This window comes from Chelativorans xinjiangensis, assembly GCF_009812055.1.
Taxonomy (GTDB): domain Bacteria; phylum Pseudomonadota; class Alphaproteobacteria; order Rhizobiales; family Rhizobiaceae; genus Chelativorans; species Chelativorans xinjiangense.
In genome coordinates this window covers 147497-173795 of sequence record NZ_WQNH01000005.1, presented here as the reverse complement: position 1 = coordinate 173795, position 26299 = coordinate 147497, and the positions used below count along the sequence as shown (strand labels likewise).

26 protein-coding genes and 1 pseudogene are annotated in these 26299 nt (G+C 66.1%); 13 read left to right on the top strand and 14 right to left on the bottom strand.

Annotation, left to right across the window (positions count from 1 at the left end; all coding sequences use genetic code 11):
* Positions 1-170 precede the first annotated feature (170 nt).
* The 6 genes from GM910_RS06030 to GM910_RS06005 all read left to right on the top strand — a co-directional run bounded on the left by GM910_RS06030 (position 171) and on the right by GM910_RS06005 (position 5328).
* Complete coding sequence (locus GM910_RS06030) at positions 171-911, top strand: competence/damage-inducible protein A (RefSeq protein WP_159586605.1); 741 nt, start codon at positions 171-173, stop codon at positions 909-911.
* Between the two features lie 83 nt (positions 912-994).
* Positions 995-1837: a universal stress protein gene (locus GM910_RS06025; RefSeq protein ID WP_159586604.1), complete on the top strand. Its 843-nt coding sequence runs from the start codon at positions 995-997 to the stop codon at positions 1835-1837.
* A 68-nt stretch (positions 1838-1905) separates the two neighbouring features.
* Positions 1906-2331 carry a GFA family protein gene (locus GM910_RS06020; RefSeq protein ID WP_159586603.1) on the top strand — a complete coding sequence of 142 codons (426 nt, stop codon included), beginning with the start codon at positions 1906-1908 and terminating at the stop codon, positions 2329-2331.
* 120 nt (positions 2332-2451) lie between these two features.
* Positions 2452-2949, top strand: coding sequence for a xanthine phosphoribosyltransferase (gene gpt, locus GM910_RS06015; RefSeq protein WP_159586602.1), 498 nt, complete (start codon positions 2452-2454; stop codon positions 2947-2949).
* A gap of 147 nt (positions 2950-3096) precedes the next feature.
* On the top strand, positions 3097-3588 hold the full coding sequence (locus tag GM910_RS06010) for an NUDIX hydrolase (protein ID WP_159586601.1): 492 nt from the start codon (positions 3097-3099) through the stop codon (positions 3586-3588).
* A 159-nt stretch (positions 3589-3747) separates the two neighbouring features.
* On the top strand, positions 3748-5328 hold the full coding sequence (locus GM910_RS06005) for an inorganic phosphate transporter (RefSeq protein WP_159586600.1): 1581 nt from the start codon (positions 3748-3750) through the stop codon (positions 5326-5328).
* A 164-nt stretch (positions 5329-5492) separates the two neighbouring features.
* Here GM910_RS06005 and GM910_RS06000 read toward each other — a convergent pair whose 3' ends face one another.
* Positions 5493-6323 (bottom strand): hypothetical protein, encoded by an 831-nt coding sequence (locus GM910_RS06000; RefSeq protein ID WP_159586599.1) that lies wholly within the window; start codon positions 6321-6323, stop codon positions 5493-5495.
* Positions 6324-7107: 784 nt separating this feature from the next.
* Here GM910_RS06000 and GM910_RS05995 point away from each other — a divergent pair.
* From GM910_RS05995 to GM910_RS05975, 5 genes and pseudogenes are all read left to right on the top strand, one after another.
* A complete protein-coding gene (locus tag GM910_RS05995) occupies positions 7108-10878 on the top strand; it encodes a vitamin B12-dependent ribonucleotide reductase (protein ID WP_159586598.1) in 3771 nt (1256 codons plus the stop codon).
* Between the two features lie 272 nt (positions 10879-11150).
* Positions 11151-11804 carry a hypothetical protein gene (locus GM910_RS05990; RefSeq protein ID WP_159586597.1) on the top strand — a complete coding sequence of 218 codons (654 nt, stop codon included), beginning with the start codon at positions 11151-11153 and terminating at the stop codon, positions 11802-11804.
* Positions 11805-11828: 24 nt separating this feature from the next.
* Positions 11829-11990 carry a type II toxin-antitoxin system HicA family toxin gene (locus tag GM910_RS05985; RefSeq protein WP_159586596.1) on the top strand — a complete coding sequence of 54 codons (162 nt, stop codon included), beginning with the start codon at positions 11829-11831 and terminating at the stop codon, positions 11988-11990.
* A 1-nt stretch (position 11991) separates the two neighbouring features.
* A pseudogene (locus tag GM910_RS05980) lies at positions 11992-12197 on the top strand (type II toxin-antitoxin system HicB family antitoxin).
* 38 nt (positions 12198-12235) lie between these two features.
* The gene (locus GM910_RS05975) at positions 12236-12562 is read left to right on the top strand and encodes a helix-turn-helix domain-containing protein (RefSeq protein ID WP_201285412.1); all 327 of its coding nucleotides are present in this window, start codon (positions 12236-12238) and stop codon (positions 12560-12562) included.
* A 32-nt stretch (positions 12563-12594) separates the two neighbouring features.
* Here GM910_RS05975 and GM910_RS05970 read toward each other — a convergent pair whose 3' ends face one another.
* The 6 genes from GM910_RS05970 to GM910_RS27575 all read right to left on the bottom strand — a co-directional run bounded on the left by GM910_RS05970 (position 12595) and on the right by GM910_RS27575 (position 16976).
* Positions 12595-12846 (bottom strand): hypothetical protein, encoded by a 252-nt coding sequence (locus tag GM910_RS05970; protein WP_159586595.1) that lies wholly within the window; start codon positions 12844-12846, stop codon positions 12595-12597.
* 117 nt (positions 12847-12963) lie between these two features.
* Positions 12964-13173 carry a cold-shock protein gene (locus tag GM910_RS05965; protein WP_159586594.1) on the bottom strand — a complete coding sequence of 70 codons (210 nt, stop codon included), beginning with the start codon at positions 13171-13173 and terminating at the stop codon, positions 12964-12966.
* Between the two features lie 338 nt (positions 13174-13511).
* Positions 13512-13976, bottom strand: coding sequence for an aminoacyl-tRNA deacylase (locus GM910_RS05960; RefSeq protein WP_159586593.1), 465 nt, complete (start codon positions 13974-13976; stop codon positions 13512-13514).
* A 427-nt stretch (positions 13977-14403) separates the two neighbouring features.
* On the bottom strand, positions 14404-15357 hold the full coding sequence (locus GM910_RS05955) for an alpha/beta fold hydrolase (RefSeq protein WP_246225865.1): 954 nt from the start codon (positions 15355-15357) through the stop codon (positions 14404-14406).
* A 334-nt stretch (positions 15358-15691) separates the two neighbouring features.
* Entirely contained in the window at positions 15692-16741 is a 1050-nt protein-coding gene (locus GM910_RS05950) for an aldo/keto reductase (protein WP_159586591.1), read from the bottom strand.
* A 100-nt stretch (positions 16742-16841) separates the two neighbouring features.
* Positions 16842-16976, bottom strand: a complete 135-nt coding sequence (locus tag GM910_RS27575) for a hypothetical protein (RefSeq protein WP_281354866.1) — start codon at positions 16974-16976, stop codon at positions 16842-16844.
* On the opposite strand from GM910_RS27575, the gene GM910_RS05945 reads away from it, so the two are divergent.
* A complete protein-coding gene (locus GM910_RS05945; RefSeq protein ID WP_159586590.1) occupies positions 16975-18372 on the top strand; it encodes an MATE family efflux transporter in 1398 nt (465 codons plus the stop codon). The two genes, GM910_RS27575 and GM910_RS05945, sit on opposite strands and share 2 nt — an antisense overlap.
* Here GM910_RS05945 and GM910_RS05940 read toward each other — a convergent pair.
* Complete coding sequence (locus tag GM910_RS05940) at positions 18353-18796, bottom strand: hypothetical protein (RefSeq protein WP_159586589.1); 444 nt, start codon at positions 18794-18796, stop codon at positions 18353-18355. The two genes, GM910_RS05945 and GM910_RS05940, sit on opposite strands and share 20 nt — an antisense overlap.
* A gap of 202 nt (positions 18797-18998) precedes the next feature.
* On the opposite strand from GM910_RS05940, the gene GM910_RS05935 reads away from it, so the two are divergent.
* Entirely contained in the window at positions 18999-20039 is a 1041-nt protein-coding gene (locus tag GM910_RS05935; protein WP_246225864.1) for a DUF1176 domain-containing protein, read from the top strand.
* A gap of 150 nt (positions 20040-20189) precedes the next feature.
* On the opposite strand, the gene GM910_RS05930 is transcribed toward GM910_RS05935, so the two are convergent.
* The 6 genes from GM910_RS05930 to GM910_RS05905 form a co-directional block, all read right to left on the bottom strand.
* The gene (locus tag GM910_RS05930) at positions 20190-21071 is read right to left on the bottom strand and encodes an alpha/beta hydrolase (protein WP_159586588.1); all 882 of its coding nucleotides are present in this window, start codon (positions 21069-21071) and stop codon (positions 20190-20192) included.
* A 263-nt stretch (positions 21072-21334) separates the two neighbouring features.
* Positions 21335-22948 (bottom strand): NTP transferase domain-containing protein, encoded by a 1614-nt coding sequence (locus GM910_RS05925; protein ID WP_159586587.1) that lies wholly within the window; start codon positions 22946-22948, stop codon positions 21335-21337.
* Positions 22945-23652: an XdhC family protein gene (locus GM910_RS05920; protein WP_159586586.1), complete on the bottom strand. Its 708-nt coding sequence runs from the start codon at positions 23650-23652 to the stop codon at positions 22945-22947. The genes GM910_RS05925 and GM910_RS05920 overlap by 4 nt, the downstream gene beginning before the upstream one ends.
* Before the next feature lie 3 nt (positions 23653-23655).
* The gene (locus GM910_RS05915) at positions 23656-23994 is read right to left on the bottom strand and encodes an XdhC family protein (protein ID WP_159586585.1); all 339 of its coding nucleotides are present in this window, start codon (positions 23992-23994) and stop codon (positions 23656-23658) included.
* Between the two features lie 112 nt (positions 23995-24106).
* The gene (locus tag GM910_RS05910) at positions 24107-25357 is read right to left on the bottom strand and encodes a vWA domain-containing protein (protein ID WP_159586584.1); all 1251 of its coding nucleotides are present in this window, start codon (positions 25355-25357) and stop codon (positions 24107-24109) included.
* Between the two features lie 4 nt (positions 25358-25361).
* Entirely contained in the window at positions 25362-26291 is a 930-nt protein-coding gene (locus tag GM910_RS05905; RefSeq protein WP_159586583.1) for an AAA family ATPase, read from the bottom strand.
* Positions 26292-26299 lie beyond the last annotated feature (8 nt).

Here is a 26299-nt window from a genome sequence, read left to right as displayed (position 1 = left end):
GCTCCTTGGAAATCTCATGGGCGGCGCCGGATGCGGCGCCCCCGTCCGATTTAGGCGCAGCGGCGGGCAATGGAACGCCATTGTTGGTCGACACAGTGTTCACCATTTGCCGTCCATTGCCGCAGAAGCGCGATGCGGCTATCTGACGAAGGTTCACGGAGAAACGCGCGATGAGCGAAATCGTTACGGCGGCAATGGTGGTGATCGGCGACGAAATCCTGTCCGGCCGCACCAAGGACAGGAACATCGGGCATCTGGCCGACATGCTGACGGCCGTCGGCATCGATCTCAGGGAAGCGCGCGTCGTTGCCGACGACCAGGAAGCCATCGTCGAGGCGGTCAATACGCTGCGCGCCCGCAACACCTATGTCTTCACCACGGGCGGCATCGGCCCCACCCACGACGACATCACGGCCGACGCCATCGCCGCCGCCTTCGGCGTGCCCTGCGGTTACGATCCTGAGGCCTACCGTCTTCTGGAAGAGCATTTCGCCAGGCGCGGCATCGAATTCTCCGAAGCGCGCAAGCGCATGGCGCGCATGCCTGAGGGTGCCGCGCATATCGCCAATCCGATCTCCGTGGCGCCGGGCTTTTCCATTGGCAACGTCTACGTGATGGCGGGTGTGCCGGCCATCTTCCAGGCCATGCTCGACAGCGTGATCCCGGGCCTGAAGACAGGTGCCAAGCTCATCTCCGTCGCCGTCCCCTCGCCATTGCCCGAAGGCACGATCGGCGGCCCGCTGGGCGACATCCAGAAGGCGCACGGCGAGACCATCATCGGCTCCTATCCGAAATACGAGGACGGCCGGTTCTGGACCGAGATCGTCATCCGCTCCCGCTCCGAAGAGGCGCTGAAGGCGGCGAAGAATGCGGTCGAGGAGATGTTGGAGGCCCTGCTGAAACGAAATTGAGCCGGCGCCGTTGACATAGGGCAAGGCGAATGCGGGCGCGCCGGCCATAATGGCGCTCCACGTCGCCATCCATGGAGGCCCAGATGGTCTACAAGACACTGCTCGTCATCCTGCAAAGCGAGGCCGACACGCCGCGGGTGCTGGATTTCGCCCTGCCCTTCGCCGCGCGCTACAACAGCCACGTCATCGGCCTCCACGCCGAGGCGCTGCCCATTGCCATGGCCAGCCCCATGGGCGGGCCGATCGCCGACTTTTCCCTCGATATGGAAGCGGAGGCGGCCGACCGGCACGCCAGGCTGCGCGCCATCTTCGAGGAGCGTGCGAAGGCCGAGGGCCTGGCGGCGGAATGGCGCGGTTATGAAAGCGTTTCAGGCGATTCGGCCGTCTCCGGCATCGAGAGCGCGCGTACCGCCGATCTGGTGATCGTCCAGCAGAACGATCCCGACGCCGACAGCCGCATGGCAGCCGACGTCGAGGCGCTGATCTTCGAAAGCGGCCGCCCCGTCCTGCTCGTCCCTTACACCTTCAAGGGCCGTAGCGTTCCTTTCAGGGAGGTGGTCCTGGCCTGGAACGGCAGCAAGGAGGCCTCCCGCGCCGCCTTCGACGCCCTGCCGCTCATGAAGGAGGCCGGCAAGGTCGAGGTGCTGACCGTCGACGCCCGCGATACCTTGCAGCAGGACGCAGGCCTTGCGGGGGCGGCCATCGCCGCCTCGCTCGCCCGCTACGGCCTCGATGTGACGACGCGGGCCGAGCACTCGGCCGGCCTGTCGCATGGCGACGTCATCGCCAACCGGCTGGCCGAAACGGATGCCGATCTCCTGGTCATGGGTGCTTTCGGCCGCTCCAGGCTCACCGAATTCGTCTTCGGCGGCGTCACCCGCACCATGCTGCAGTCGATGACGGCGCCGGTTCTGATGGCGCGGTAGAAGCTCATCCGTTTGATGGCCGCCCGCTTATCTGCTACCGGCAATGCCGGTAACGATGGAGGCTGCCGATGGACCGCGACATCACCGAAATCGACGGCGCGTGCCACTGCGGTGCCGTGCGCTTCCGCGTCCGGCTGACGGACGGTCTCCACAGCGCCCGCCGCTGCACATGCTCCTATTGCGCGATGCGCGGCGCCGTCGCCGTTACGGCCGGTCTCGACGGCATCGACATCCTTGCGGGCGAAGACGCGCTCAACCTCTACCAGTTCAACACCGGGACGGCGAAACACTACTTCTGCTCGAAGTGCGGCATCTATACCCATCACCAGCGGCGCTCGAACCCCAACGAGTGCGGCGTCAACGTCGCCTGCCTCGACGGGATCAGCCCCTTCGACTTCGACGAGGTGCCGGTAAACGACGGCGTCAACCACCCCTCCGACGGAGGGAAGGACAGCGGCCTCGCCGGCGTCCTCCGGTTCGTCCGCAACGACTAGACGCTTTCCCGGCTGCACGACGATGAACCGTCTTCCAGCGCGCCCTTGCGCTTCACCCCCCTTTCCGGCTAATTCCCCCTGCATTCCCGGCGCGGCACGCGTCGCAGCGGAGTGCGCAAGATGTCCCTTCCCGAAAAAGCCTTTCCCGTCTCGTGGGACCAGTTTCACCGCGACGCGCGGGCGCTTGCATGGCGGCTTTCCAGCGTCAACGGCCGCTGGAAAGCGATCGTGTGCATCACCCGCGGCGGGCTGGTGCCGGCGGCGGTGATCTCGCGCGAACTCGGCATACGCCTGATCGAGACCGTGTGCGTGGCCTCCTATCACGACTATACCGAGCAGGGCGAACTCAACATCCTCAAGGAGATCACGCCGGCGCTGCTGGAAAACGAGGGCGAGGATATCCTCATCGTCGACGACCTGACGGACACCGGCAAGACGGCGGCCATCGTGCGCGCGATGATCCCCAAGGCGCACTTCGCCACCGTTTATGCAAAGCCCAAGGGGCGCCCGCTGGTCGACACCTTCATCACCGAGGTCAGCCAAGATACCTGGATCTATTTTCCCTGGGATCTGGGTTTTTCCTACCAGAAACCCATAGCGGATGACCATATCGGCTGACGCCGCCGCAGCCGTCAGAACGTCCGGTCGAAGGGGCGCTCCGGCCCCGCTTTTCCTTGTCTGCCTCTCATTGCGACATATTTTCAGGGAAAGATGGTAGACTCTTGAGCGATTCTCGTTGCGAGAAGCGCGCCGGATGGTGAACGGATGATCTTTACCCACGCCACACGGATCGGCCTTACCGAGCGCCTGCGCCGCCTTTTCGGCGGCAATCCGCCGCGCGTGCAGGCGGCGGCTTTGCCGTGGCGGCGGGAGGGCGACCGGATCGAGGTGCTGCTGGTGACGAGCCGGGGCACCGGCCGCTGGGTCCTGCCCAAGGGCTGGCCGGAAGCAAGCGAAAGCCTGGCCGGCACGGCGGCGCGCGAGGCGCGCGAGGAAGCCGGCGTCGAGGGGTCGATGGCGAAGACGGAGATCGGCCGCTACTTCTACGGCAAGGAAATGGAGAGCGGCCTCACCTGGCGCTGCGAGGTCGCTGTCTTCCCGCTCCAGGTGAAGCGGGAGGCCGCGCGCTGGCCGGAAAAGAAGGAGCGCACCCGCCGCTGGGTGACACCGGAAGAGGCCGCCGCCATGGTTAAGGAGCCGGATCTGGCCGGGCTCATCGCCGCCTTCGACGGTCATCCACGGGAAATCGCCGCCTGATTCGCCATTTTCACGGTTAATGTCGTCCCGATACTTGTGCCGGCCTCCCGCTTTGCCTACGCGGTCTGTATCCGTGCAGCGTAAAGGCTGCTCGGGGGAACCATTCGATGCCCGGGGCGCTTTGCGGTAGCAAGACGCCAACGGCCGCTGGAACCTGAGATGGCCTCGACGACCGACAGCACCGCCAGAGTGAAAAAACGCACCCTCGACAAGGACCTGGACAAGCTGGTCCACGTCGAGGAGGCGACGAGCCTTGTCGCGCGCGGCCTCGTGGCGCCGGGGCTGGGCCTTCTCTTCCTGGCGCTGGCCGCCGTCTTCGCCTCCGTCTACGTGATCGGCGAGCCGCGCGCCGTCATCATCATCGCCGCTGCCGCCATCGGCGCCTATATGGCGCTCAACATCGGTGCCAACGACGTTGCCAACAATGTCGGCCCCGCCGTCGGCGCCAAGGCGCTGACGCTCACCGGCGCCCTCGTCATCGCCGCCATCTTCGAGACCGCGGGCGCGCTGATCGCCGGCGGCGACGTGGTGGGCACCATCTCCAAGGGCATCATCGCGCCGGAATCCGTGGCAAGCCCGGACATCTTCATCCGCGCCATGATGGCCGCCCTCATCTCGTCCGCCCTGTGGGTGAACCTGGCGACCTGGATCGGCGCACCCGTCTCCACCACGCACTCGGTGGTCGGCGGCGTCATGGGTGCGGGCATCGCCGCGGCCGGCTTTTCCACCGTCCATTGGCCTACCATGGCGCAGATCGCCGCAAGCTGGGTCGTCTCGCCCGTCATGGGTGGCCTTATCGCCGCCCTGTTCCTTGCCTTCGTCAAGACGGCGATCATCTATCAGGACGACAAGATCACCGCCGCGCGCCGCTGGGTGCCGCTGCTGATCGCCGTCATGGCGGGCGCCTTCACCGCCTATCTGGCCACCAAGGGGCTGAAGAAGGTGGTGAGCATCGACAACGGCACGATCGCCGCCCTCGGCGTCGGCGCCTTTGCGCTCTTCTGGGCGCTGGCCCACGTCCATGTGCGCCGCGTATCGGAGGGCATGGAGAACCGCAACCAGTCGCTCCGGCGCCTGTTCAAACTGCCGCTGGTCATCTCGGCGGCCCTTCTGTCCTTCGCCCACGGCGCCAACGACGTGGCCAACGCGGTGGGGCCGCTGGCCGCCATCGTCTTCACCGCGGAAGCCGGCGCGGTGACCACCACGGTGGCCATTCCGCTGTGGGTGATGGTGATCGGCGCCTTCGGCATTTCGCTTGGCCTGGTGCTGTTCGGGCCGAAGCTCATCCGCATGGTGGGCGAGCAGATCACCAAGCTCAACCCCATGCGCGCCTTCTGCGTGGCGCTGTCGGCGGCGATCACCGTGATCATCGCCTCCGGCCTCGGCCTGCCCATAAGCTCCACCCATACGGCCGTGGGCGCGGTCTTCGGTGTCGGTTTCTTCCGCGAGTGGTATACCGCCCGCTCCAAACGCCGCCGCGCCTATCTGGAGCGCAAGGGGCTGAAGGTGAAGAACGTCCGGGCGGCGGGCAGCCCGGCGGGCAGCAAAATCGGACCGTTCCATGTCCTGTTCGAAAACGAGGAGAACGGCGTGGCCGGCGTTTCGGGCGAGGAAATCGTCCGCCGCAAGCTGGTGCGCCGGGCGCACGTGCGCACCATCGTCGCCGCCTGGATAACCACCGTACCGGCCGCGGCCGCGCTCGCCGGCGGCATTTTCCTGTTCCTCGACGCGTTCGGATAGCTAGGGACGGGGCGCATCGAGCGCGCTGGCGCGCACTTCCGAAAGGTGGCGCCGAAGCGAAGGCACGCTTATCCGTTGCCGCGCTTCATACGAAGCCGGGCTATGTCAAAGAACCGAGAAGACGGGCGGCCAAAATGCCCGACTCTCCGAACGCGCCGCCCGCCTCACGACGTATCGGGGCTCTCCAGCGCCTCCACGGCCAGCGAATGGGCGTGCACGAGGATCTCGTCGACCTCGCGCACGTTGCGGAGGCGGTAGCCTGTCGGCTCGAAGCGGGCGAGCCGGCCGCCGGGCGGCCGGCCGCCGCGCAGCGGGGCGACGCGGCGCGTAAGCCCCAGATCGCGGCGCGCCTTCCAGCGGGCAAAGCGCATGGCCTGCCCCGGCAGATCGTCGAGGGCGGCTGTGAGCGCCGCCAGCCGCCGGCCAAGGCACGCCGCGCTGACGGGATCCTCGCGCGAGGGCGGCCGCGGCAGGGGCGACGGCTCGATGAGGCCGGGAAACAGGATGCGCGGGACAGCGCGCGCGGGCCCATGGCGCCCCCCTTCGGCAAGCTCGGGGCTCAGGGAAATCCGCAGCGGGTCGAAGAGCGGCAGGCTCAAGGTTCGCGGACGGGCGCTTGCTGCGGCGCGCCTGGCTTCCGCCTTCGCTCTGCGCGCTGCGGCGGACAGGTCGGCGGGCGAGGCCATCACGGCGATGCCGAGGCTGCGCAGGAACGGCGCCGAGGTCGCGGGCCTCTGCCCCTGTTCGCGCGGCGGCGGCAGAGAGACGACCAGGCCCCGCGCGGCCGCGATGACCAGCCGCCGCGCGGCGGCCTCGGCCGGGCGCAGCAGGCGGAGGATGGCGCGCCAGAGATGGCGAGGCAGTGTGCTTTGCGGCTCGCCTTCGGCTGGCGCCTCGCCATCAGGCCCCACGGCCAGCCCGGCCATGGCCACGAGCGAAGCCACGATGCGCTTCAGAGCCACGCGATCTTGCTCGATTGCCGCACTCCCGTCCATCGCCGCCTCCTTTCTTCAAGCGCGGGATTATCGCATGGGTCGGGCGAGGCGTGAAAGGGGTATAGGAAAATATTCCTGACAGATGCTGACAGGGGCGCGCCACGCGCCGGGGCGAAGGCGCGGTTGCGTGGCGGGATGGGCTGGCGTGGCATGGTGTGGGGCGGGGTGCGGGGGCCCCGCCACGGAGCGGATATCGGCGGGAAGGCCCCCGCCTTCACGAAAAAGGCGTCGATCTCCCCGATATCCACATGCGTGACACACAACATATAGCGGTCACAAAACTTATAAGAAACGAATCCTTGACGAGGGAAAACGAGTCGCCTTTTAATAGCGCCGTGTCTTTTTTTCGAGGCGCGGCCGGAAAGTCCTACTAGTCGGTCAGTTTTCCAATCTGTTGTAGCGTTTGCGCATCCGCCCGTCGTCGCCACGGGCGGAAGGAGGGCGTTTTTTTCGGAAAAGGCGACGGGGGCGCTGGTGTCGAGGGTGGCGTAGGCAAGCTGTTAATACTATATTTAGCGATTGCAGCGATGCTTGGCACTAAATAATGTGAGACTTCTCCATTCGGAGAACAACCACAGGAAGCGTCAGAATGGACCAGCCGGATCCCCCGGCGGGGCCCTTGTCCGGGCGGCAATGCCGAGCGGGCGGGATGGGGATCGGGTGTTGGAGAGCCGCTGTGGCACGAGGCATGGCGGTGTGCGGCGGACATGGCGTCCGTTGGCGGCAGATGTGATGAGCATCGCCCCGTGAAGGACGCTATATATAGGAATTGAAGAGGGCTAAGATGCGCATCGAACGTCGGTTCACCAAGGAAGGCCAGTCCCCCTACGCGGAGATCGCCTTCCGCAAGGCCTTGAGCGAGATCAGGAACCCGGACGGCTCCACCGTCTTCCGGCTGGAGAACATCGACGTGCCGGCGCGGTTCTCCCAGGTCGCCAGCGACATCCTGGCGCAGAAGTATTTCCGCAAGGCCGGCGTGCCGGCACGGCTGAAGAAGGTCGAGGAGAACGACGTCCCCTCCTTCCTGTGGCGCTCGGTGGCCGACGAGGAGGCCCTGGCCGAACTGCCCGAGGAGGAGCGCTACGGCTCGGAGATCGATGCCCGCCAGGTCTTCAACCGGCTTGCCGGCACCTGGACCTACTGGGGCTGGAAGGGCGGCTATTTCGATACGGAGGCCGACGCCCAGGCCTTCATGGACGAGCTTTGCTACATGCTCGCCACCCAGCGCGTGGCCCCCAACAGCCCGCAATGGTTCAACACCGGCCTGCACTGGGCCTACGGCATCGACGGCCCCGGCCAGGGCCATTATTACGTCGACCCCTTCACCGGGAAATTGACGAAGTCGAAGTCGGCCTACGAGCACCCGCAGCCTCATGCCTGCTTCATCCAGTCGGTCGGCGACGATCTCGTCAACGACGGCGGCATCATGGACCTTTGGGTGCGCGAGGCACGGCTTTTCAAGTACGGCTCGGGCACCGGCTCCAACTTCTCGCATCTGCGCGGCGAGGGCGAGCGGCTTTCGGGCGGCGGCAAGTCGTCGGGCCTCATGTCGTTCCTGAAGATCGGCGACCGTGCGGCGGGCGCCATCAAGTCCGGCGGCACCACGCGCCGCGCCGCCAAGATGGTGGTCGTCGACGCCGACCACCCGGATATCGAGGACTACATCGACTGGAAGGTGAAGGAGGAGCAGAAGGTCGCAAGCCTCGTCACCGGCTCCAAGATCGTCAAGAAGCACCTCGAAGCCATCATGAAGGCCTGCGTCAACTGCCAGGGCGACAATGACGACTGCTTCGAGCCGGCCAAGAACCCGGCGCTCAAGCGCGAGGTGAAGGCGGCCAAGAAGAACGCGGTGCCCGAGAACTACATCAAGCGCGTCATCCAGTTCGCGCGCCAGGGCTACACGAAGATGGAGTTCAAGACCTACGACACGGATTGGGATTCGGAAGCCTATCTCACCGTCTCGGGCCAGAACTCCAACAACTCCGTCTCGCTGAAGGACGACTTCCTGCGCGCCGTCGAGAACGACGGCGAGTGGACGCTGATCAACCGCATCGACGGCAAGCCGGCCAAGACGCTGAAGGCCCGCGACCTGTGGGAGAAGATCGGCTACGCCGCCTGGGCCTCGGCCGATCCGGGCCTGCACTTCAACACGACGATGAACGACTGGCACACTTCGCCCGCCGCAGGTCCTATCCGCGCCTCCAACCCGTGCTCGGAATACATGTTCCTGGACGACACGGCCTGCAACCTTGCCTCCATGAACCTTTTGCAGTACCGGCAAAAGGACGGGACCATCGACATCGCCGCCTACGAGCACACGGTGCGGCTGTGGACGATGGTGCTGGAAATCTCCGTCATGATGGCGCAGTTCCCGTCGAAGGAGATCGCCAAGCTCTCCTACGAATACCGCACGCTGGGGCTGGGCTATGCCAATATCGGCGGTCTCTTGATGACCTCCGGCATCCCCTACGATTCGGCCGAGGGCCGCGCCATCTGCGCCAGCCTGACCGCCATCATGACCGGCGTTGCCTATGCGACCAGCGCCAAGATGGCCGGCGAGCTCGGCCCCTTCCCCGATTATGAGCGCAACGCGAAAGCCATGCTGCGCGTCATGCGCAACCACCGCCGCGCCGCCCATGGGCAGACGGACGGCTACGAGGCGCTCGCCGTCAACCCGGTGCCGATCAAGGCGGAAGACTGTCCGCAGGCCGACCTCGTGGAGCACGCCAAGGCCGCCTGGGACCGGGCGCTGGAGCTCGGCGAGAAGCACGGCTACCGCAATGCGCAGGCGACCGTCATCGCGCCGACCGGCACGATCGGCCTCGTCATGGATTGCGACACCACCGGCATCGAGCCCGACTTCGCGCTGGTGAAGTTCAAGAAGCTCGCCGGCGGCGGCTATTTCAAGATCATCAACCGCGCCGTGCCGGAGGCGCTCAGGACGCTCGGCTATTCGGAAGCCCAGATCGCCGAGATCGAGGCCTATGCCGTCGGCCACGGCGACCTGAACCAGGCGCCGGGCATCAACCCGACGACGCTCAAGGCCAAGGGTTTTCCGGACGAGAAGATCAAGACGCTGAACGAGGCGCTGAAGTCGGCCTTCGACATCAAGTTCGTCTTCAACCAGTGGACGCTCGGCGCGGACTGGCTGAAGGAGACCTTCGGCTTCACCCAGGAGCAGCTCGACGACTTCTCCTTCGAGGTGCTGCCGGCGGTCGGCTTCTCCAGGCAGGAGATCGAGGCCGCCAACATCCACATCTGCGGCGCCATGACGCTGGAAGGCGCGCCGCACCTGAAGGACGAGCACCTGGCGGTCTTCGACTGCGCCAACCCGTGCGGCAAGATCGGCAAGCGCTTCCTCTCGGTGGAAAGCCACATCCGCATGATGGCCGCCGCGCAGCCCTTCATCTCCGGCGCCATCTCCAAGACCATCAACATGCCCACCGAGGCCACCGTCGACGACTGCAAGGAAGCCTACATGCTTTCCTGGAAGCTGGCGCTGAAGGCCAACGCGCTCTACCGCGACGGCTCCAAGCTCTCGCAGCCGCTCAACGCCTCGCTGCTTTCCGACGACGACGAGGAGGCCGACGACCTGGTGGAAGAGCTGATCTCCGCCCCCACCGCCGCCCAGGCAGCGCAGGTGACGGAGAAGATCGTCGAGCGCGTGGTGGAGCGTCTCTACCGCGAACGCGAGAAAATGCCCAGCCGCCGTCAGGGCTACACGCAGAAGGCGGTCATTGGCGGGCACAAGGTCTATGTCCACACCGGCGAATATGCCGATGGGCGCCTGGGCGAAATCTTCATCGACATGCATAAGGAAGGCGCGGCCTTCCGCGCGATGATGAACAATTTCGCCATCGCGATCTCCATCGGCCTGCAATATGGCGTGCCGCTCGAGGAGTTTGTCGAGGCGTTCACCTTCACCCGCTTCGAGCCGGCCGGCATCGTCCAGGGCAACGACGCGATCAAGAACGCAACGTCGATCCTCGACTATGTGTTCCGGGAGCTGGCGATCTCCTATCTCGGCCGCAATGACCTCGCCCATGTCGATGTATCGGACTTCTCCAACACGACGCTCGGCAAGGGCATTTCCGAGGGCAAGGCGATGCCCTTCTCCAAGGGGCTCACCCGCGGTGCTGCCCCCTTCAAGGTGGTGGGCAAGACCGAGCCCAAGGGCGAAGCCTCCGGCGGCGCCCCCACCGCGCGCGCGGCCTCCAACGTCCGCGCCATCTCCCCGGGCGGCACGGTGACGGCGCTGAAGCCGGTCGTCGCCGAACTCCGCGAAGAAGCCACCGCCTTCCGCCGCGACTACGAGGAGCGGGCGAAGGAACTTGCCCAGGAAGCGGCCGAAGACGAAGGCGCGAATGCGCTCTTCACCGACGAGGCGGCGGAAGAGGCCACTGAAGCGAAAAAGGTGGAAACCCACCGCCGCCAGCAGGCCATCGCGCAGGGGTATACGGGGAACATGTGCTCGGAGTGCCAGAACTTCACGATGGTGCGGAATGGGACGTGCGAGAAGTGCGATACGTGTGGGGCGACGAGCGGGTGTTCCTGAGCCTGCAATAATAAAGAAGAAGCTCAATAGACTCGGCCCGGTCGCAAGATCGGGCCGAAAGCGCAAGGAGGACAAACAGGGAACAAGATATAAGGATGTCTTGATGCCCCTAAAAATACCAGAGCCGACCCTCTCGGGTCGGCTCTGGATACCGCGAAAAAGCCGAAGCCCACGCGGGGCGAAGAGATCTGACTCCCTTCTCTGTAGCAAGAGTACCATACGGAGAGTCGGGTCCTGAGTCGAGGTAGCTAAGGCCGAACAGGACTGACAACATGTTGAAATTTGGAACTTCTGCCTATCTGAAGCTGATCTCTCTAAATACGAAACCTCAACGCACGGAGTTGCGAAAAAGGATCATCCCAAGCGATGATGCCTATGATTTTCACCGCTCGCTCCGCCTTCACGCCCACCGTCTGCTCGCAAAGGGCGAGAGCATAGAGAGTGTACTAGAAACTGCCCGTCAAATCGCAAGGGCGCCGGAACGAACGTCGGTTCAGGCAGGACTCACAGCCTTGCTGAATTGGCGCGGTTTGCATCCGGCAGAGACATTTGAAGTCCCACCTCACACTTTTTCAAGTCCAAATGAGGTCTTCAAAGTCAACTTTTCTGCGGACTTCGGGACGGTAATCAACGGCCAGCGGTGTGCAGTTCATCTCTGGAACACGAAGAAGCCGCCCCTTTCGGAGCACCTCACCGTCGCCACATTGTCCACTTTCAAGCAGAACTACTCAGAGTTGGATCACCTTGTGGTTTTGTCACTCCTCGACAGCCAAATCATCTGGTCAGCCGATGACGCCAAATATGTATCGGTAGGGCGCGATCTCTCACTTCGGATCGAGAACGCAATCCTGGGTGTCGAGGAAGAACTGCGGGCACCTGCTAGTGAAAAGCGGTTTCCGCCAGTTCCCCCACATCCGCTCGCGTGAGTTCTAACTTTTACCTGGGCTGAAATGGCGGATGGCTGGTATCAGGTTGCAACCAAGGGCAGCCATCGCCAATATAAGCATCGCAACAAGGCCGGCCGCGTCACCGTGGCCGGCAAACCATCTGACGATGTCGCGCCCGGCACCTTGAACAGCATTTTGAAACAGGCCGGTCTGAAGGAGCGATGAGATGCGCTATGCAGTGGTGATCGAAAAGGCTGGAAGCAACTATTCCGCCTATGTCCCCGACCTGCCGGGCTGCATCGCCACCGGCGCCACCGTCGAGGAAGTCGAAATCGAAATCCGCGACGCTATCCGCTTTCACATCGAGGCCTGCGGGAAGACGGGTTGCCCGTCCCCAAGCCGGTCAGCCGTGCAGAGTATGTGGACGCGTGAGCTGCAGAAACGTCCAACGCCTAGGGGTAACCCTTTTGATGGCTGATAAGACAGGTTGGAAACGCCTCTCCGACATGACGGACGAGCAGGCGGAAGCCAATGCGCTGTCCGATCCTGAAAACCCGCCGCTCGATGCGAGGGCGCTGGCGGCAATGAAGCGTATGCCGCGCGTTGCGGTCATCCGCCGGGCGCTGCGGCTGACGCAGCAGGAATTTTCCGCCCGCTATCACATCCCGCTCGGCACGCTGCGCGACTGGGAACAGGGGCGTTCCGAGCCCGACCAGACCAGCCGCGCTTTTCTGCGCGTCATTGCGATGGAGCCGGAGGCGACGGCCAGAGCGCTGGCGGAGCAAAAGGTGGCGTGACCGTTTGTGACGACTGCCCACGGATTGGGCAGTCACCCCGCGCGGCGTGCCCCACCCGCCTTCGCAGCCGTCTTCCCCCCACGCGGCGCCTTCGCCGGCGCCTCCTTCGGCTGCCGTGCTTCCATTTCCAGGCGCGCCTGCCTCAGGCGCTCAGTCTTGGCCTCGCGGCGCGCGGCTTCCGCGTCGATGATCGCGCGGGCGGTGCGGTCGGTGATGTCCGCCTTGGTGGCGGCGTTCGGCCGGGTGGGCCGGAAGAGGGTGTCCTTGGTGATGGCTTGGGTCATGTGGTTCGTCCTTTTCGATGCCTGAAAAGCAAAAAGGCCGGGCGTTGCCCGACCTTTCCTCTCATCTCAAAGACCCGTGCCAGTACATCCGTGGTCACGGATCGAGATGGATACGCTTTACGCGGCGCGCAGGTTGTCCGCGGCATTCTTGCCCGAGCGGCTGTCCCTGACGACGTCGAAGCTCAGCTTCTGGCCTTCCACGATGGTGCCAAGGCCGGCACGCTCGACGGCGGAGACGTGGACGAAGACGTCCGTTCCGCCATCATCCGGCTGGATGAAGCCAAAGCCCTTGGTGGAGTTGAAGAACTTTACGGTTCCGGTGTTCATGACGATTTCCTTTCAATCGGTCACGGCGTTTATTCACCGCGCCTTAAGCACGGCAAACGGTTCAGATCGATTTTGAAGGAAGTTCGTCGAGACGCCGGAAGGCGACAGCAGAGCTTAGCAAGCAAGATCGATAGGACTTAGATAAGCGCTTTCGGTTTTAAAACAAGGCGCTGATTGAAAAATATTCGCCGTGCGGCGCGCTTGCGCCCCGCCGGTCGCTGCTCGTCGGGGAACAGCCCCTCCCCCTCTCCGTCGTGTGCCACGTTTGGCTTGGCGCAGGCGTTCTGGCCAGCTGAGCGCCCCCGAGCTTTCCGTGTCCGGGCGGCGCGCCGCGCCGCTCAGCCGCTGATGTGCCCGCGCGGCATGCCGTACATCAGCCGGTCGAAGCCGTCGTGGCTGACATGCACCAGCGTGCGGTGGTCGCCGCCCTCGAAGTAGACGTCGCCGCTCACCTCCAGCCCCTGGTCGACGACGCAGGGCAGGTGGTAGGGCGCGCCGAAGATCGGCACCGCGCCCTCCTCGCAGTCGGGGAACAGGGCGGCCGCCTCCTCCTCGGAGGCAAGCTCCACTTTCTCGCCGACGATCTCGCGCACCTTCTTCAGGTCGACCCGGCGCGAGGCGGGAAGGACGGCGAGAATGTAGCTGCTGTCCCATTTCAGCACCACGCCCTTGGCGAGCGCGGTGTTCGGCACGTGGCTTACCCGCGCCGTCATCTCGGAATTGCTGGTCTTGTTGTGCTTGGCGATATCGTAGGGAACGTGGTTGTCCTTCAGATATTCCTGCATTGTCATCGCGATACCCATGACCTCATCCTTTCCCGGTCACATCGCCGCGCAAGCACGGCGGAAGCGGCCGACGGGAATCGCAGGCAAAGGCGGCATGTGCCGTCCTTTGCGAGACCAGCGCCACGTCAGTCCGCCTGCTGGTCGGTGGAAGGGAAAGGATACACCCGGCAGACGTCCGCGACAAGGAAAGCGGTGGGGGTGCGAGGCAGCGCTCTCGCACCGGGCGGGGCGGGGCTATCGATGGGGTTCCGAGCCTTGATGGTACCCCCACCCCTAACCCCTCCCCTCAAGGGGGAGGGGGACGACGAGGCCGCACTCGACCAGCCTCCCTCCCCCCTTCGGCAAGCTCAGGATGGAGAGGGATTGAGGGTGGGGGTCCCGGCGAAGCCGGCAAAGACAACCTATATGCAATAGCCCTGCCGGATGGGCGGGGAGAGAGAGGGGCTTACCGCCCCTCCTCCACATGATCGGCCCAGCTCTTCACGTCCGTCTCGCCGTTGAGGAAGGGCTGGACCGTGGCGACGATTTCGGGGCCGAAGAAGATGTCGTAATGCGTGCGGTTGGGGATGATGGCCAGCCGGTTCTGCGACATGTTCTCGCGCATCCAGCCGGCATCCCTCAAGCCGCCGCCCAGAAGCTGGTAGAACGCGACGATGTGCTCGGGGCGGTACATGTCGCTGTCGCCGAAGACCAGCATCACCGGCATTTTCAGCGTCTTCACGTCCTCGGCCCAGTTGTAGGGCTTGCGCATGAGCGCGCCCATATTGTCGAGCAGCTTCGGGAACTCCGAGACGTCGGGCGCCACCGCCGCGTAGGACTGGTACATCGGCGTATCCTTCATCATCTCGGCCATCCCGGCGCCCACCTGAGCCTGCTGCGGCAGCATCTCGGGATAGAAGCCGTCCTGGGCGAAGCCGGCCGAGACCAGCGCCAGCCGGCGCACCATCTCAGGGTGCTGGACGGCAAGGCGGAAGCCGGCGCCGCCGCCGAAGGAATAGCCCAGGACGTCGACCTTTTCGTAGCCGAGCTCCTCGATCACCACGGCCAGGTCGTCGCCGATGTCGATCAGGTCGATCTCGCGGTCGCCGAGCCGGGTGCGGCCGTGGCCGTGCAGGTCGACGGCGATGACCTCGCGGCCGGCGGCGAGCGCCGGCAGAACGGGGCCGAACATGTCGAGCGTTCCAAGCCCGCCATGGAGCAGCAGGAGCGGCTCGCCCTTCCCGTGGACTTCGTAATAGTAGTTGACGCCGTTGGCCTCGACATGGCCGCTCCTGGCGGGCTCCGGCTTGATGGCTTGTCTTTCCATGGTGGTCTTTCCCTCCTCGGCGGGTGCAATGGCGGGCACGGCGGCGAAGGCCGCGGTGGCGATCGTGATGGCGATGAGCGTGTTCCTGATCACTTCGGTCTCCCTCTTCCTCCGGCGTCCGCCGGCTTCAATGCACCGAGGACGAAGGAGGGAGAGGGTTTCCGACATGGGTGGGGGGAAACGGCTATAGGGAGGAGGAGAAAGCGCCCCTTCGCGCCCCCCTCTGTCCTGCCGGACATCTCCCCCGCGAGGGGGGAGATTGGCCGTCGTGGACGGTTTCGCCAATCGCCGATGTTGCAGGAAAAGCGCCGGATCAAGCGGCCGGCCGATCTCCCCCCTTGCGGGGGAGATGTCCGTCAGGACAGAGGGGGCGCGCGACGGAGTGCCAGCGCGATCCCCGACCAAATTCACCTTGCAAGCACCTGCCCTACGGACAGGGATTGCCCGTCTTCTGGTGCAGGGCATCGACTGCCGCCTGCATCTCCTCCGTCCAGGCGACGTCGGCCGAGGCTACCGCCTCCTTGAGCTGCGCCATGGTGGTGGCGCCGATGATGTTGGCGGTCAGGAAGGGCCTGGAAGCGACGAAGGCGTTGGCGAAGGTGGCCGGCGTCAGGCCGAAGGAGCGGGCGAGTTCGTTATAGGCGAGGAAGGTTTTGGCCGCCCCCGGCTTCTCGTAGCGCTGCAGCCGGTCGAAGAGCTCTTTGCGCGAGCCCTTGGGCAGCGCGCCGTGGTCGTATTTGCCGGTCAGGTACCCCTGCGCGAGCGGCGAATAGGCAAGCAGGCTCACGTCCTCGCGCGCGCATGCCTCGGCGAGGTTCACCTCGAAGGTGCGGTTGACGAGGTTGTAGGCGTTCTGCAGCGAGGCGATGCGCGGGCCCACGCCCTTCTCCGCCCCGGCGATGAAGCGCATGAGGCCCCACGAGCTCTCGTTAGACAGGCCGAGATGACGGATCTTGCCGGCTTTTACCAGGTCGTCGAAGACGGCCAGCGTCTCTTCGATCGGCGTCTCGTCGGCATGGCGCTCGGCCGTCCCCGTCACCCGCGTGGGGTTGGAGCCCCAGGGGATCGACCGGTCCGGCCAGTGGATCTGGTAGAGGTCGATGTACTCCGTCTTCAGCCTCTCCAGCGATTTATCGATGGCGTCCATGATGTCGGCGCGCACCAGCTTCGAGGACCGTCCGCCGCGGAACCACGGGTTCGCCGTGCGGCCCACCACCTTGGAGGCCAGCACGATCCTGTCGCGGTTGCCGCGCGCCTTCATCCAGGTGCCGATGATGCGCTCCGTCGCCCCTTGCGTCTCCGCCTTGGGCGGAATGGGGTAGAGCTCGGCCGTGTCGAGGAAGTTCACGCCCTTCTCGAAGGCGTAGTCCATCTGGGCGTGGCCCTCGGCCTCCGTGTTCTGCTCGCCCCAGGTCATGGTGCCGAGACAGATTTTCGAGACGAGGAGATCGGTGCGGCCAAGGCGGCGCTTTTCCATGGGGTTTCTCCGGTGGTTAAAGGCGGGCGGACGCCCGGGGGAGAACGCCATTATAAGCGAGCAAACGTGCCGCGCCAACGCCCGGTGGTCGCCCGACCCATCAATCGAACAGCATGCTGGCACAACAGAAATTGACTTGTTTGCTTGCCGGAAACCGATAAAAGCGGGCGAATTGCGCCCCTTTTTTTGCCGCGGCACGAACGGCGGCAGCCATCCACGGGAAAGTCCGGGTCATGTCTGTGCTGGCTTCCGGCGCGGGAGCGCCGACGGTCAATTCCTGGCCTGCCGAGGCGCGCGCCACGCTGGCGCTCGCCTGGCCGATGGTCATGACCAACCTTGCCCAGACTGCCATGAACGTCACCGACGTCATGATGATGGGACGCTTGTCGCCGGCCGCGCTCGCCGCCGGCACGCTCGGCCATAATCTTTATTTCCTGCCGGTGATCTTCGGCATCGGCCTTTTGGCCGCCACCTCGCCGATGATGGCGAGCGCACTCGGGCGCAAGCAGCGTTCGCTGCGCGAGGTGCGGCGCACGGCGCGCCAGGGCCTGTGGATGGCGATCGCCGTCTCGCTGCCGGTCTGGCTCTTCCTCTGGCAGTGCGAGGCGATCCTGCTTGCCATGGGCCAGGATCCGAACCTTGCCGCGCTGGCAGCAAGCTACATGCGCGCGCTGCAATGGGCGGTGCTTCCCTTCTTCGGCTATATCGTGCTGCGCTCGTTCATCTCGGCGCTCGAGCGGCCGGGCTGGGCGCTCGTGGTGGCCTTCCTCGCCGTCGGCTTCAACGTCCTGGCCAACTGGTGCCTGATGTTCGGCAACCTGGGGTTTCCCGCCCTCGGCATCGTCGGCGCCGGCATCGCCACGACGCTTTCGAGCCTCCTGTTGTTTTGCGGCCTCGTCGCGGTTGTCTCGCTCGACCGCAATTTCCGCCGCTACCGGCTCTTCGGCCGCTTCTGGCGGCCGGACTGGCCGCGCTTCATGGGGCTTTTGAAGCTCGGCCTGCCGATCGCCGCCATCCTCACCTTCGAGGTGTCGATCTTCAACGCCGCGGCCTTCCTGATGGGCCTCATCGACGCCGTGTCGCTGGCCGCCCACGCCATCGCGATACAAATCGCCTCGGTCAGCTTCATGGTGCCGCTGGGGCTCAACCAGGCGGTGACGGTGCGCGTCGGCCGCGCCTTCGGCGCGCGCAATGCACATGCCGTCACCCGCGCCGGCTGGACGGCCTTCGTGATGGGGGTGAGCTTCATGGCGGCGATGGCGCTTCTCATGCTTCTGGCACCGCGGCTGCTGATCGCCGGGTTCCTCGACCTTCAGGCACCGGAGAACCAGCCGGTCATCGCCATGGCGGTCACCTTCTTAGGCCTTGCCGCGCTGTTCCAGATCGCCGACGGGGCGCAGGCGGTGGCGAGCGGCATGCTGCGCGGGCTGCACGATACCACGGTGCCGATGGTCTATGCGGCCGTCGGCTATTGGGGTATCGGCCTGCCGTTCGGCATCGCCCTCGCCTTCCCGTTCGGCTATCAGGGCGTCGGCATCTGGCTGGGGCTGTTCACCGGGCTTGCGGTCGTCTCGGTGCTGCTTCTTTCGCGCTGGCTGGGCCGCGCCAAGCTCATGCCTTTTTACGCCTGAAGCGGCCGCGCTTGGCGTCATCGATCAGCATGTTGGCCACCTGCATGCGGATGATGGCGCGGGCGCGCAGGTGCTCGGGAACGCGGTCGGGATGGTTGCGGAAGGCGAAGTCGCGGCGCAGCCGGTCGAGCTCCTTCGGCTTTGCCCGTTTGCCGAGGTCGAGCTCGCGGGCGATGTCGTCGGGATCGACGGAGGGCTCCGGCTCCACGGCTTTGGCTTCCGGCTTTGCCGGTCCACGATCGGCAAACGTCCGGTAGGCCGCCTCGATCATGTCCTCCGAAAACCTGATCCGGCCGGAATGCAGTTCCTCGGCGACCGAGAGATGGTCCACCGAGACGAGATGGGCGCGGTCCGGCTCGCGGCCGTGCTCGGCCAGAAGCTCGTCCAGCATAGTCGCGAAGTCGCGCGGCGCGCGCGGTGCCATGAGACCTCCATCCCCGCCCGTTGAGGTACCGATCCAAGAATTGAGGCTAAGCCGCTGGTGTTAAAAAAGGTCTTCCGGCCGCACATGTATTTTAGCTTTTGGAAGACCGCTCGCTCCTTTCGCATGCCGGCCGGTTCAAACCCCGGCCGCGCGTGCTATGGTCGAGGAGCCGACGGATGAAACATGACCCGGAGCAGCATCCATGAAGCCACTTCCCCTTGCCGCGGCCATGGCCTCTTTCTGGCTAGTGTCGGGCCCTCCCCCGGCCGCCGCAGCCGATCCCGCCTATCTGGACGACCGGTCGAGCCCGGAAGCGCTGGTCCGCTCGCTCTATAACGCCATCAACCGCAAGGAATATGCGCGCGCCTACGCCTATTTCTCGACGCCGCCGGCCGCGACGCTGGAGGACTACGCCGCCGGCTACGCGGATACCGAGAGCGTGGAGGTGGTGGCCGGCCTTGCGAGCCAAGAAGGCGCCGCCGGCAGCGTCTACTACGCCCTGCCCGTCGCCATCCTGGCGCAGGATGGCAGCGGAGAGGACCAGGTGTTCGCCGGCTGCTACACGATGAGGCTCGCCGACCCGCTGGTGCAGACGACGCCCTTCACGCCGCTTCACATCGAGGAAGCGCATCTTTCGCCCGCCGACGGCCCGCCGCGCGATGCCTTGCCGACCGCTTGCGGCGACGCTCCGCCGCAAGAGGAAGGCAATATCCTGTTCGAACAGGCCAAGAAAATCTTCGCCACGCTCTATGGCGATGAGTGCCGGACGGGTGCCGACGCGCCATCAGCGCCGCAGCACCACGTGATCCCCTACAACTACGCCTACGAGGAAGAGGACACGCCGCCGCACGAGGCGCATATGTTCCGCTTCTTTTGCAACGTCGGCGCCTACAACGAGACCCACGCCTATCTGATGACCGACGGGCGCGGGCAGCTTCTGCCGCTGCGCTTCGCCACGCCGGAGCTCGACATACGATATGAGAACGACGACATGGAGGGGGCCGTGGAGGAGATGCGGATTATCGGCTATACGTCCGACGATCTGCTGGTGAACTCGGAATTCGACCCGGACACGCTGGAGATCACCTCCAGCGCCAAGTGGCGCGGTCTGGGCGACGCCTCCGCCTCGGGCACCTGGCTCTTCCGCTCCGGCGTCTTCACGCTGGTGAAATACGAGGCCGACGCCTCCTATGACGGCGAGGTCAATCCGGAACTGCTGGTCGACTACTACAGCACACCGTAAGGGGCGTAGAGGCTGTCGAGATCAGATTGGTTCGCCTCTTCCGCGCGTCATCCCGGAAGCCGTAGCCCGCAGGGCGGAGGTTGTCCGGGATGACGCGCGGTGGATGACCCGGGTTGAATTCATCCCGCTCTAACCTCAATTCACCCCCCTCTAGCGCCTGACCGACAGCATCCAGTTGAGCGTCTCGCGCCAGTCGGTCATGCGGATGGGCGTGCCGTGGGAGCCGGTCTCGAAACGCACGAAGCGGAGGGGATAGCCGGGTGCCGCGGAGCTGATGGCGCGATAGAAGGTCTCCTGCCTTTCGACGGGGAAAACCGTGTCGCGGCTGCCGTGGGCGATGAAAAGGGGCACGCGGCGGCGGAAGGCTTCCGACCCCATGAAATGGTCGTCCCACATGGAGCCCAAAAGCAGAAGGCCGCCCAGCCGCGGCGCCAGCGCCGGGTCGCGGGCAAGCCGCCAGCACAGCGCCCCTCCCATGGAGCCGCAGGCGAGGAAGACCGGCGCTTCTGGCGAGCGCGCGGCGTAGTGGGAGACGAGCGCGGCCACCTCCGCCGCGCCCTTGTCGCCGAAATCGGACACGTCCGGCGAAAGATAGAGCCCGCCGTTGCGGCCCATCAGGTTCTTTATGCGGTTGAAATTGCCGCCGAAGGTGAAGTCGTTCACCCCCTGGTGCCGGTTGCCGCCCTGGCCGTGCAGATAGACGGTGATGATGCGCGGACGGGCGGGACGGCCAACGGCGAAATGGCGCACGGAGCCGGCCTTCGTATCGGCGGCGAGGTCCTGCTGCAGACGGCGGATGTCGGTGCTGACGTAGCGGCCCTTGACCTGCCGCTCCGGCACGGCGTCGCGCTGGTTGATGTCGCGGAGCTCGCGGTAGTCGATTACGCGGTAGGCGCCGTTGTCGCGGGTCTCGAGGGTTTGGGGGTAAGTGAAGAGCCGGTCCTTGAAGGGGGCGAGTTGGAGGGCCGCGGCGGGGGCGGCGAAGAGGATGGAGATGAGGCAGAGGAGGGTTGGGAGGAGATGGCGGCGCAAGCGGCCCGCACCCTCTTCCGCCCCAGAGCAATCGAATATGGGTTCTGAGTCCTTGATGGCACCCCCACCCCTCACCCCTCCCCTCAAGGGGGAGGGGGATTCTGAGGCGTCGGCGCCCCCCTCCCCCTTGAGGGGAGGGATTGAGGGTGGGGGTTCCGGCGAAGCCGGCAAAAATGACTTATATGCGATAGCCCTGCCTTCTGCCCTGAGCCTTGTCGAAGGGTAGAGGGGGATGCGAAGGGATGCCGTTCGCGATAACGCCACTACCGCCCCTCGAGCACGCCGCCGGCGGCCTGCAGCGCCTCCGGCGTATCCACGTCGAGGCTCGCCGCGGCGCCGAGTTCAACGTCGATCACCTCCAGCGGCGCGCTTTCGATGATGTGGCGTGCGCCGGTGTCGCCTGCCAGCCGCTCGACCTCGGCAAATAGAACACGCGGCAGGATCACGGGATTGCCGCGTTTTCCACCGTGGGTGGCGCGCACGATCGCCCGGCCGCCGGCTGCAACGAAGGCTTCGATCAGGCGGTCGAAATCGGCGGTGGTCACCTCCGGCATGTCCGCCAGCGCCACCAGCGCGCCGGCGGCGGATGGGGGAAGCGCGCGGATGCCGACCTTCAGCGAGCTGGCGAGCCCGGTGGCGAAATCCTCGTTCTTCACCTGCCTGAGGTCGAGGCCGGAAAGCGCCTGCGAGACCGCTTCGGCCTCGTGGCCCAAGACGGCGACCGCGCCGGCCGCCCTGCTCTCCGCCACGCGCTCCGCGGCGCGGCGCACCAGCGTCTTTCCCGCGAAATCGGCAAGGAGCTTGTTCTCCGCGCCCATCCGGCGCGACTGGCCGGCGGCCAGAAGCACTGCCCACACCTTGGCAGGCGCCGGCTTCACGGCCACCTCGCGCGGCTGTGGGCGGGTGGGGATTTCCATGAGAAGCCCGCCAACGCCCATGCTGGCGATCTCCTCCGGGCTCACCTGAAGTCCCGCCACGAGGCGATCGAGCACCCAGTCGAAACCGTTGAGCTTGGGACTGCGGGCGCAGCCCGGCGCGCCGAGAACCGGCTTGCCGTCGAGCGTGCCGACGACGAGCAGGTTGCCGGGATCGACCGGCATGCCGACGCGCGAGACCGTGCCGCCGACGCGGCGGATGGCGGCGGGAATGACGTCGTCCTCGTCGCAGACGGCGGAGGCGCCGAAGACGAGGATCATGTCGTTATCCGGAACTTGCGCGCGGATGGCGGCGGCGACGCGCTCCTCCTCGTGCGGCGGCCGGTCCTCGCCGGTCAGCCGGCTTGCCGAGCGGGCAAGGCGGGCCTCGGTGATGCGGGCGGTCTTGTCGAGCACGCTCGGCTTGACGCCCGGCAGGACGCTCTGCACGAGGCCGACGCGGCGCGGCGCGAAGGGTTTTACGGAAAAGGCCTCGCGCGCCGCGCAAGCCGTCTCGGCCTGCGCCACCAGGTTTTCCGGCACGGCGAAGGGGATGATCTTCACCGTCGCCACCATCTGCCCCGCCTCGACCGTGGCGAAGGGCTCCAGCGTGGCGATGGTTATGGCCGGGTCTATGCCGTTGATGGCGTCGATGACCGCCCTTTCGACCAGAAAGACACCCGCCTCGGACGCATGCAGGTTCACCCGCCCGGTGGCGGGCGGGCGGGCTTCCACGTGGGCGGCATGAAGGGCGGCGGCGATGCGGTGGGCAGCGGCATCCTCGTCGAGGTCGTCCGCATCGAGCACGGCGGCGATCACCTCGCGCACGCCCGCCTCCTGCAGCATGCGGATGTCGTCGGCCGTCAGCCGATGCGCCTTGCGCAGGCGCTTGTCGCCGGCAGCCGTGGCGTGGGCGAGAATGGCGCCCTCCGCCTTTTCGATTGCTACGGGACCGAACCTCACGCCGCCTCGCCTTTCCGCGCTTCGAGCCCGCGCGAGCGCAGGGCCTCGATGATTTCCGCCAGCACCGCGACGGCGATCTCCGGCGGGCTCGCCGCACCGATGGCGAGGCCGATGGGCGCGTGGATGCGCTCGATCGCGGAGGACGGGACACCCGCCGCCGTTAGCCGCTCGACGCGCCTTGCGTGGGTCTTGCGGCTGCCGAGCGCGCCGATATAGAAGCAGCCGGCATCGAGCGCGGCCGTCAACGCCGGATCGTCGATCTTCGGATCGTGGGTGAGTGCGGCGAGCGCGCAATAGGCGTCGAGCGGGCTCCTTGCCAGCGCCTCCTCCGGCCATTCGGCGTCGAGCCGAACGCCGGAAAAGCGTTCCGGCGAAGCGAAGGCCGTGCGCGGGTCGATGATGTGGACGTCGAAGCCGGCCATCCGCGCCATCGGCGCCAGCGCCTGGCTGATGTGGACGGCGCCGACCATGACGAGCCGCGGCGGCGGCAGGTGCACGTTGAGGAAGACCGTGCGGCCGTCGACCTCAACCGTGCCGGACTTGCCGGAGCGGAACGCCTTCTCCACCGCCTCGCCCAGCGGCCCGGCAACGGGATCGCCCTCGACCACCACCCGGTCGCGCCCGTCGTCGAGGTTGGTGAGAAGGAGAGCCGCGCGGCGTTCGCGCCGGCATCGATTGAGCTTTTTCAGGGCATAGGGGTCCATGGCTCAGCCCAGCCGCTCGACATAGACCTTGATGCGGCCGCCGCAGGAGAGGCCGACCTGCCAGGCCGTCTCGTCGGCGACGCCGAACTCCAGCATGCGCGGCTTGCCGTCGGAAAGAACGTCGGCGGCTTCCGCCACCACGGCACCCTCGACGCAGCCGCCGGAGACGGAGCCCTCGAAATGCCCCTCCCCGTCGATGATCAAATGGCTGCCCACGGGCCGCGGGGCCGAACCCCAGGTCTCGACGACGGTGGCGATGGCCACGTCGCGGCCCTCCTTCATCCAGTCCTCGGCGGTCATCAGCGGGTCGAGCGGCTCGCCGCTTTGCGTCTGATCGAGCATCTTTCGCCTCCTGTGAGTGCGGTTGAGAGACCGGGCTGGAAGCAGTGGGAAGGACCGCTCGCCGACATCTCCACACGAAATCCCCGCATATCCTAAACCCATTCCAATATGGTCACGCAGGCAGGCGGTTGCCAAGACCCTCGACCGTCATAGCTCCCATGCGCCCGCGCGGCGGCGGGGCGGAGAGCGCCCGGCACAGGTCCTCCAGCGCTTCCAGCGTATGGACCGGGCGGAACTCGTCGACGTGCGGCAGCATGGCCCTGACGCCGCGCGCCCGGGCCTCGAAGCCCTCGAAGCGCAGGAGCGGATTGAGCCAGATGAGGCGGCGGCAGGATTTGTGCAACCGCTCCATCTCGTGGGAGAGCGTCTCGATATCGTCGCGCTCCAGCCCGTCGGTGATCAGGAGCACCGTCGCCCCCTGCCCGAGCACGCGGCGCGACCACAGACGGTTGAAGGTGAGAAGCGCCTCGCCGATGCGCGTGCCGCCGGACCAGTCGGGCACAGCATTCGCGCATTCGGCCAGCGCCTCGTCGGGGTCGCGGTGACGCAATTGGCGTGTCAGGTTCGTGAGCCTCGTGCCGAAGACGAAGGAGTGCACGCGTCGGCGCTTTTCCGTCAGCGCGTGCAGGAAATGCAGGAAGACGCGCGTGTACTGGCTCATGGAGCCGGAGATGTCGGCAAGGACGACGAGCGGCGGATGCACCCGGCGCGGGCTGCGGAAGCGCGGCAGGATGAGGTCGCCGCCGGTGCGCAAGCCGAAGCGCATCATGGCGCGCGGGTCGATCCGCCCGCCGCGCGGGTCGGGACGGAGGCGGCGGGTGGCGACGAGGTCGTGCGGCATGACGAGTGCGGCCATCGCCTGCCGCGCTGCCGAAAGCTCCTCGGTCGTCATCTGCGCGAAATCCTTGTGGCGCAGCACCTCGTTGGCCGACAGCGAGAGGCGCGCGTCAAGTTCGATCTCCTCGTTGCGCGCGAGCGGGTCGCGGCGCTCGTTGCGGAAGGCTTCGCCGGCACGGGTCTCGCCGGCGCGCGGCTTCTCTTTCTCGGCCCGGTCCGGGGCGACCGGCGAGAACATGGCCAGCATCTTCTCGATCAATTCGCGCGAGCGCCAGAACAGGCGGAAGGCCTCGTCGAAGACGGCGTGGTCCTCGTGCCGCTTCACGAGGACGGCGTGCAGCGTCCAGTAGAAGTCCTCGCGCGTGCCGATGCCGGCCGCCAGCACGGCCTCGATGGCATCGGTGACGGCGCCGGGCCCGACGCGCAGGCCCGCCTTGCGCAGGGCGCGGGCGAAAAAGACGATGTTGTCGGCGAGCCGCCCTTCCGGGTCGGCGCTTTTTCGGCGTTGCTTGCTGCCGGCGGCCATGGCCTCAGTCCGCAGCTTCCAGCTCGGCCTTGACCTCGCTCAGGATCTTCGCGCCCTCGCCCTCCTGCAGCCGGGCGATGTCGTCCTGGTATTTCAGGAGCACGCCCAGCGTATCGGATACGGTCTCGGGGTCGAGCGCGACCTTGTCGAGCTCGGTCAGGGCGCTCACCCAGTCGATGGACTCGGCCACGCCCGGCACCTTGAAAAGGTCGATCTCGCGCAGCTTCTGCACGTAGTGGACCACCTCCTCGGAAAGGCGGCGGTTGGCCTCGGGCACCTTGCGGTGGACGATTTCAAGCTCGCGCTCGGCATCGGGATAGTCCACCCAGTGATAGAGGCAGCGGCGCTTCAGCGCGTCGTGGATCTCGCGCGTGCGGTTTGTGGTGATGATGACGATGGGCGGCTCGTCGGCGCGGATGGTGCCGAGCTCGGGCACGCTTACCTGGTAGTCGGAGAGGATTTCGAGAAGGAAGGCCTCGAAGGCCTCGTCCGTGCGGTCGAGCTCGTCGATGAGGAAGACGGGGGCCGCGCCGATGCCGCCGGAGAGCGCCTCCAGGACGGGGCGGCGGATCAGGTATTTCTCGGAGAAGACGTTGTGCTCCATGATGTCGCGGTCGGCCGTGCCCGTCGCCTCCTCCATGCGGATCTCGATCATCTGGGCGGCGTAGTTCCACTCGTAGACGGCCGAGGACACGTCGAGCCCCTCGTAGCACTGGAGCCGGATGAGGCGGCGGCCGAGGGAGGCGGCCAGCACCTTGGCGATCTCCGTCTTGCCGACGCCCGCCTCGCCCTCCAGGAACAAGGGCCGCTTCATCTTCAGGGCAAGGAAGAGCACGGTGGCGAGCGCCCGGTCGGCCACGTAGTCGGCATCGGCCAGAAGGTCGAGCGTCTCGTCGATCGACTGCGGGAGGGCACGCGGGGTGAGTGCGGACATTGTTTCTC

What these genes read in the sequence shown, in the direction of transcription:
- GM910_RS05995 (WP_159586598.1), top strand. Translation starts at nt 7,108, where the DNA reads ATGCGCATCGAACGTCGGTTCACCAAGGAAGGCCAGTCCCCCTACGCG.
- GM910_RS05905 (WP_159586583.1), bottom strand. Translation starts at nt 26,291, where the DNA reads ATGTCCGCACTCACCCCGCGTGCCCTCCCGCAGTCGATCGACGAGACG.
- GM910_RS05910 (WP_159586584.1), bottom strand. Translation starts at nt 25,357, where the DNA reads ATGGCCGCCGGCAGCAAGCAACGCCGAAAAAGCGCCGACCCGGAAGGG.
- GM910_RS06010 (WP_159586601.1), top strand. Translation starts at nt 3,097, where the DNA reads ATGATCTTTACCCACGCCACACGGATCGGCCTTACCGAGCGCCTGCGC.
- GM910_RS06005 (WP_159586600.1), top strand. Translation starts at nt 3,748, where the DNA reads ATGGCCTCGACGACCGACAGCACCGCCAGAGTGAAAAAACGCACCCTC.
- GM910_RS05975 (WP_201285412.1), top strand. Translation starts at nt 12,236, where the DNA reads ATGGCTGATAAGACAGGTTGGAAACGCCTCTCCGACATGACGGACGAG.
- GM910_RS05945 (WP_159586590.1), top strand. Translation starts at nt 16,975, where the DNA reads ATGTCTGTGCTGGCTTCCGGCGCGGGAGCGCCGACGGTCAATTCCTGG.
- GM910_RS06030 (WP_159586605.1), top strand. Translation starts at nt 171, where the DNA reads ATGAGCGAAATCGTTACGGCGGCAATGGTGGTGATCGGCGACGAAATC.
- GM910_RS05985 (WP_159586596.1), top strand. Translation starts at nt 11,829, where the DNA reads ATGGCGGATGGCTGGTATCAGGTTGCAACCAAGGGCAGCCATCGCCAA.
- GM910_RS05935 (WP_246225864.1), top strand. Translation starts at nt 18,999, where the DNA reads ATGAAGCCACTTCCCCTTGCCGCGGCCATGGCCTCTTTCTGGCTAGTG.
- GM910_RS05960 (WP_159586593.1), bottom strand. Translation starts at nt 13,976, where the DNA reads ATGGGTATCGCGATGACAATGCAGGAATATCTGAAGGACAACCACGTT.
- GM910_RS27575 (WP_281354866.1), bottom strand. Translation starts at nt 16,976, where the DNA reads ATGACCCGGACTTTCCCGTGGATGGCTGCCGCCGTTCGTGCCGCGGCA.
- GM910_RS05920 (WP_159586586.1), bottom strand. Translation starts at nt 23,652, where the DNA reads ATGGACCCCTATGCCCTGAAAAAGCTCAATCGATGCCGGCGCGAACGC.
- GM910_RS05915 (WP_159586585.1), bottom strand. Translation starts at nt 23,994, where the DNA reads ATGCTCGATCAGACGCAAAGCGGCGAGCCGCTCGACCCGCTGATGACC.
- gpt (WP_159586602.1), top strand. Translation starts at nt 2,452, where the DNA reads ATGTCCCTTCCCGAAAAAGCCTTTCCCGTCTCGTGGGACCAGTTTCAC.
- GM910_RS05970 (WP_159586595.1), bottom strand. Translation starts at nt 12,846, where the DNA reads ATGACCCAAGCCATCACCAAGGACACCCTCTTCCGGCCCACCCGGCCG.
- GM910_RS05965 (WP_159586594.1), bottom strand. Translation starts at nt 13,173, where the DNA reads ATGAACACCGGAACCGTAAAGTTCTTCAACTCCACCAAGGGCTTTGGC.
- GM910_RS06025 (WP_159586604.1), top strand. Translation starts at nt 995, where the DNA reads ATGGTCTACAAGACACTGCTCGTCATCCTGCAAAGCGAGGCCGACACG.
- GM910_RS05940 (WP_159586589.1), bottom strand. Translation starts at nt 18,796, where the DNA reads ATGGCACCGCGCGCGCCGCGCGACTTCGCGACTATGCTGGACGAGCTT.
- GM910_RS06000 (WP_159586599.1), bottom strand. Translation starts at nt 6,323, where the DNA reads ATGGACGGGAGTGCGGCAATCGAGCAAGATCGCGTGGCTCTGAAGCGC.
- GM910_RS05950 (WP_159586591.1), bottom strand. Translation starts at nt 16,741, where the DNA reads ATGGAAAAGCGCCGCCTTGGCCGCACCGATCTCCTCGTCTCGAAAATC.
- GM910_RS05990 (WP_159586597.1), top strand. Translation starts at nt 11,151, where the DNA reads ATGTTGAAATTTGGAACTTCTGCCTATCTGAAGCTGATCTCTCTAAAT.
- GM910_RS06020 (WP_159586603.1), top strand. Translation starts at nt 1,906, where the DNA reads ATGGACCGCGACATCACCGAAATCGACGGCGCGTGCCACTGCGGTGCC.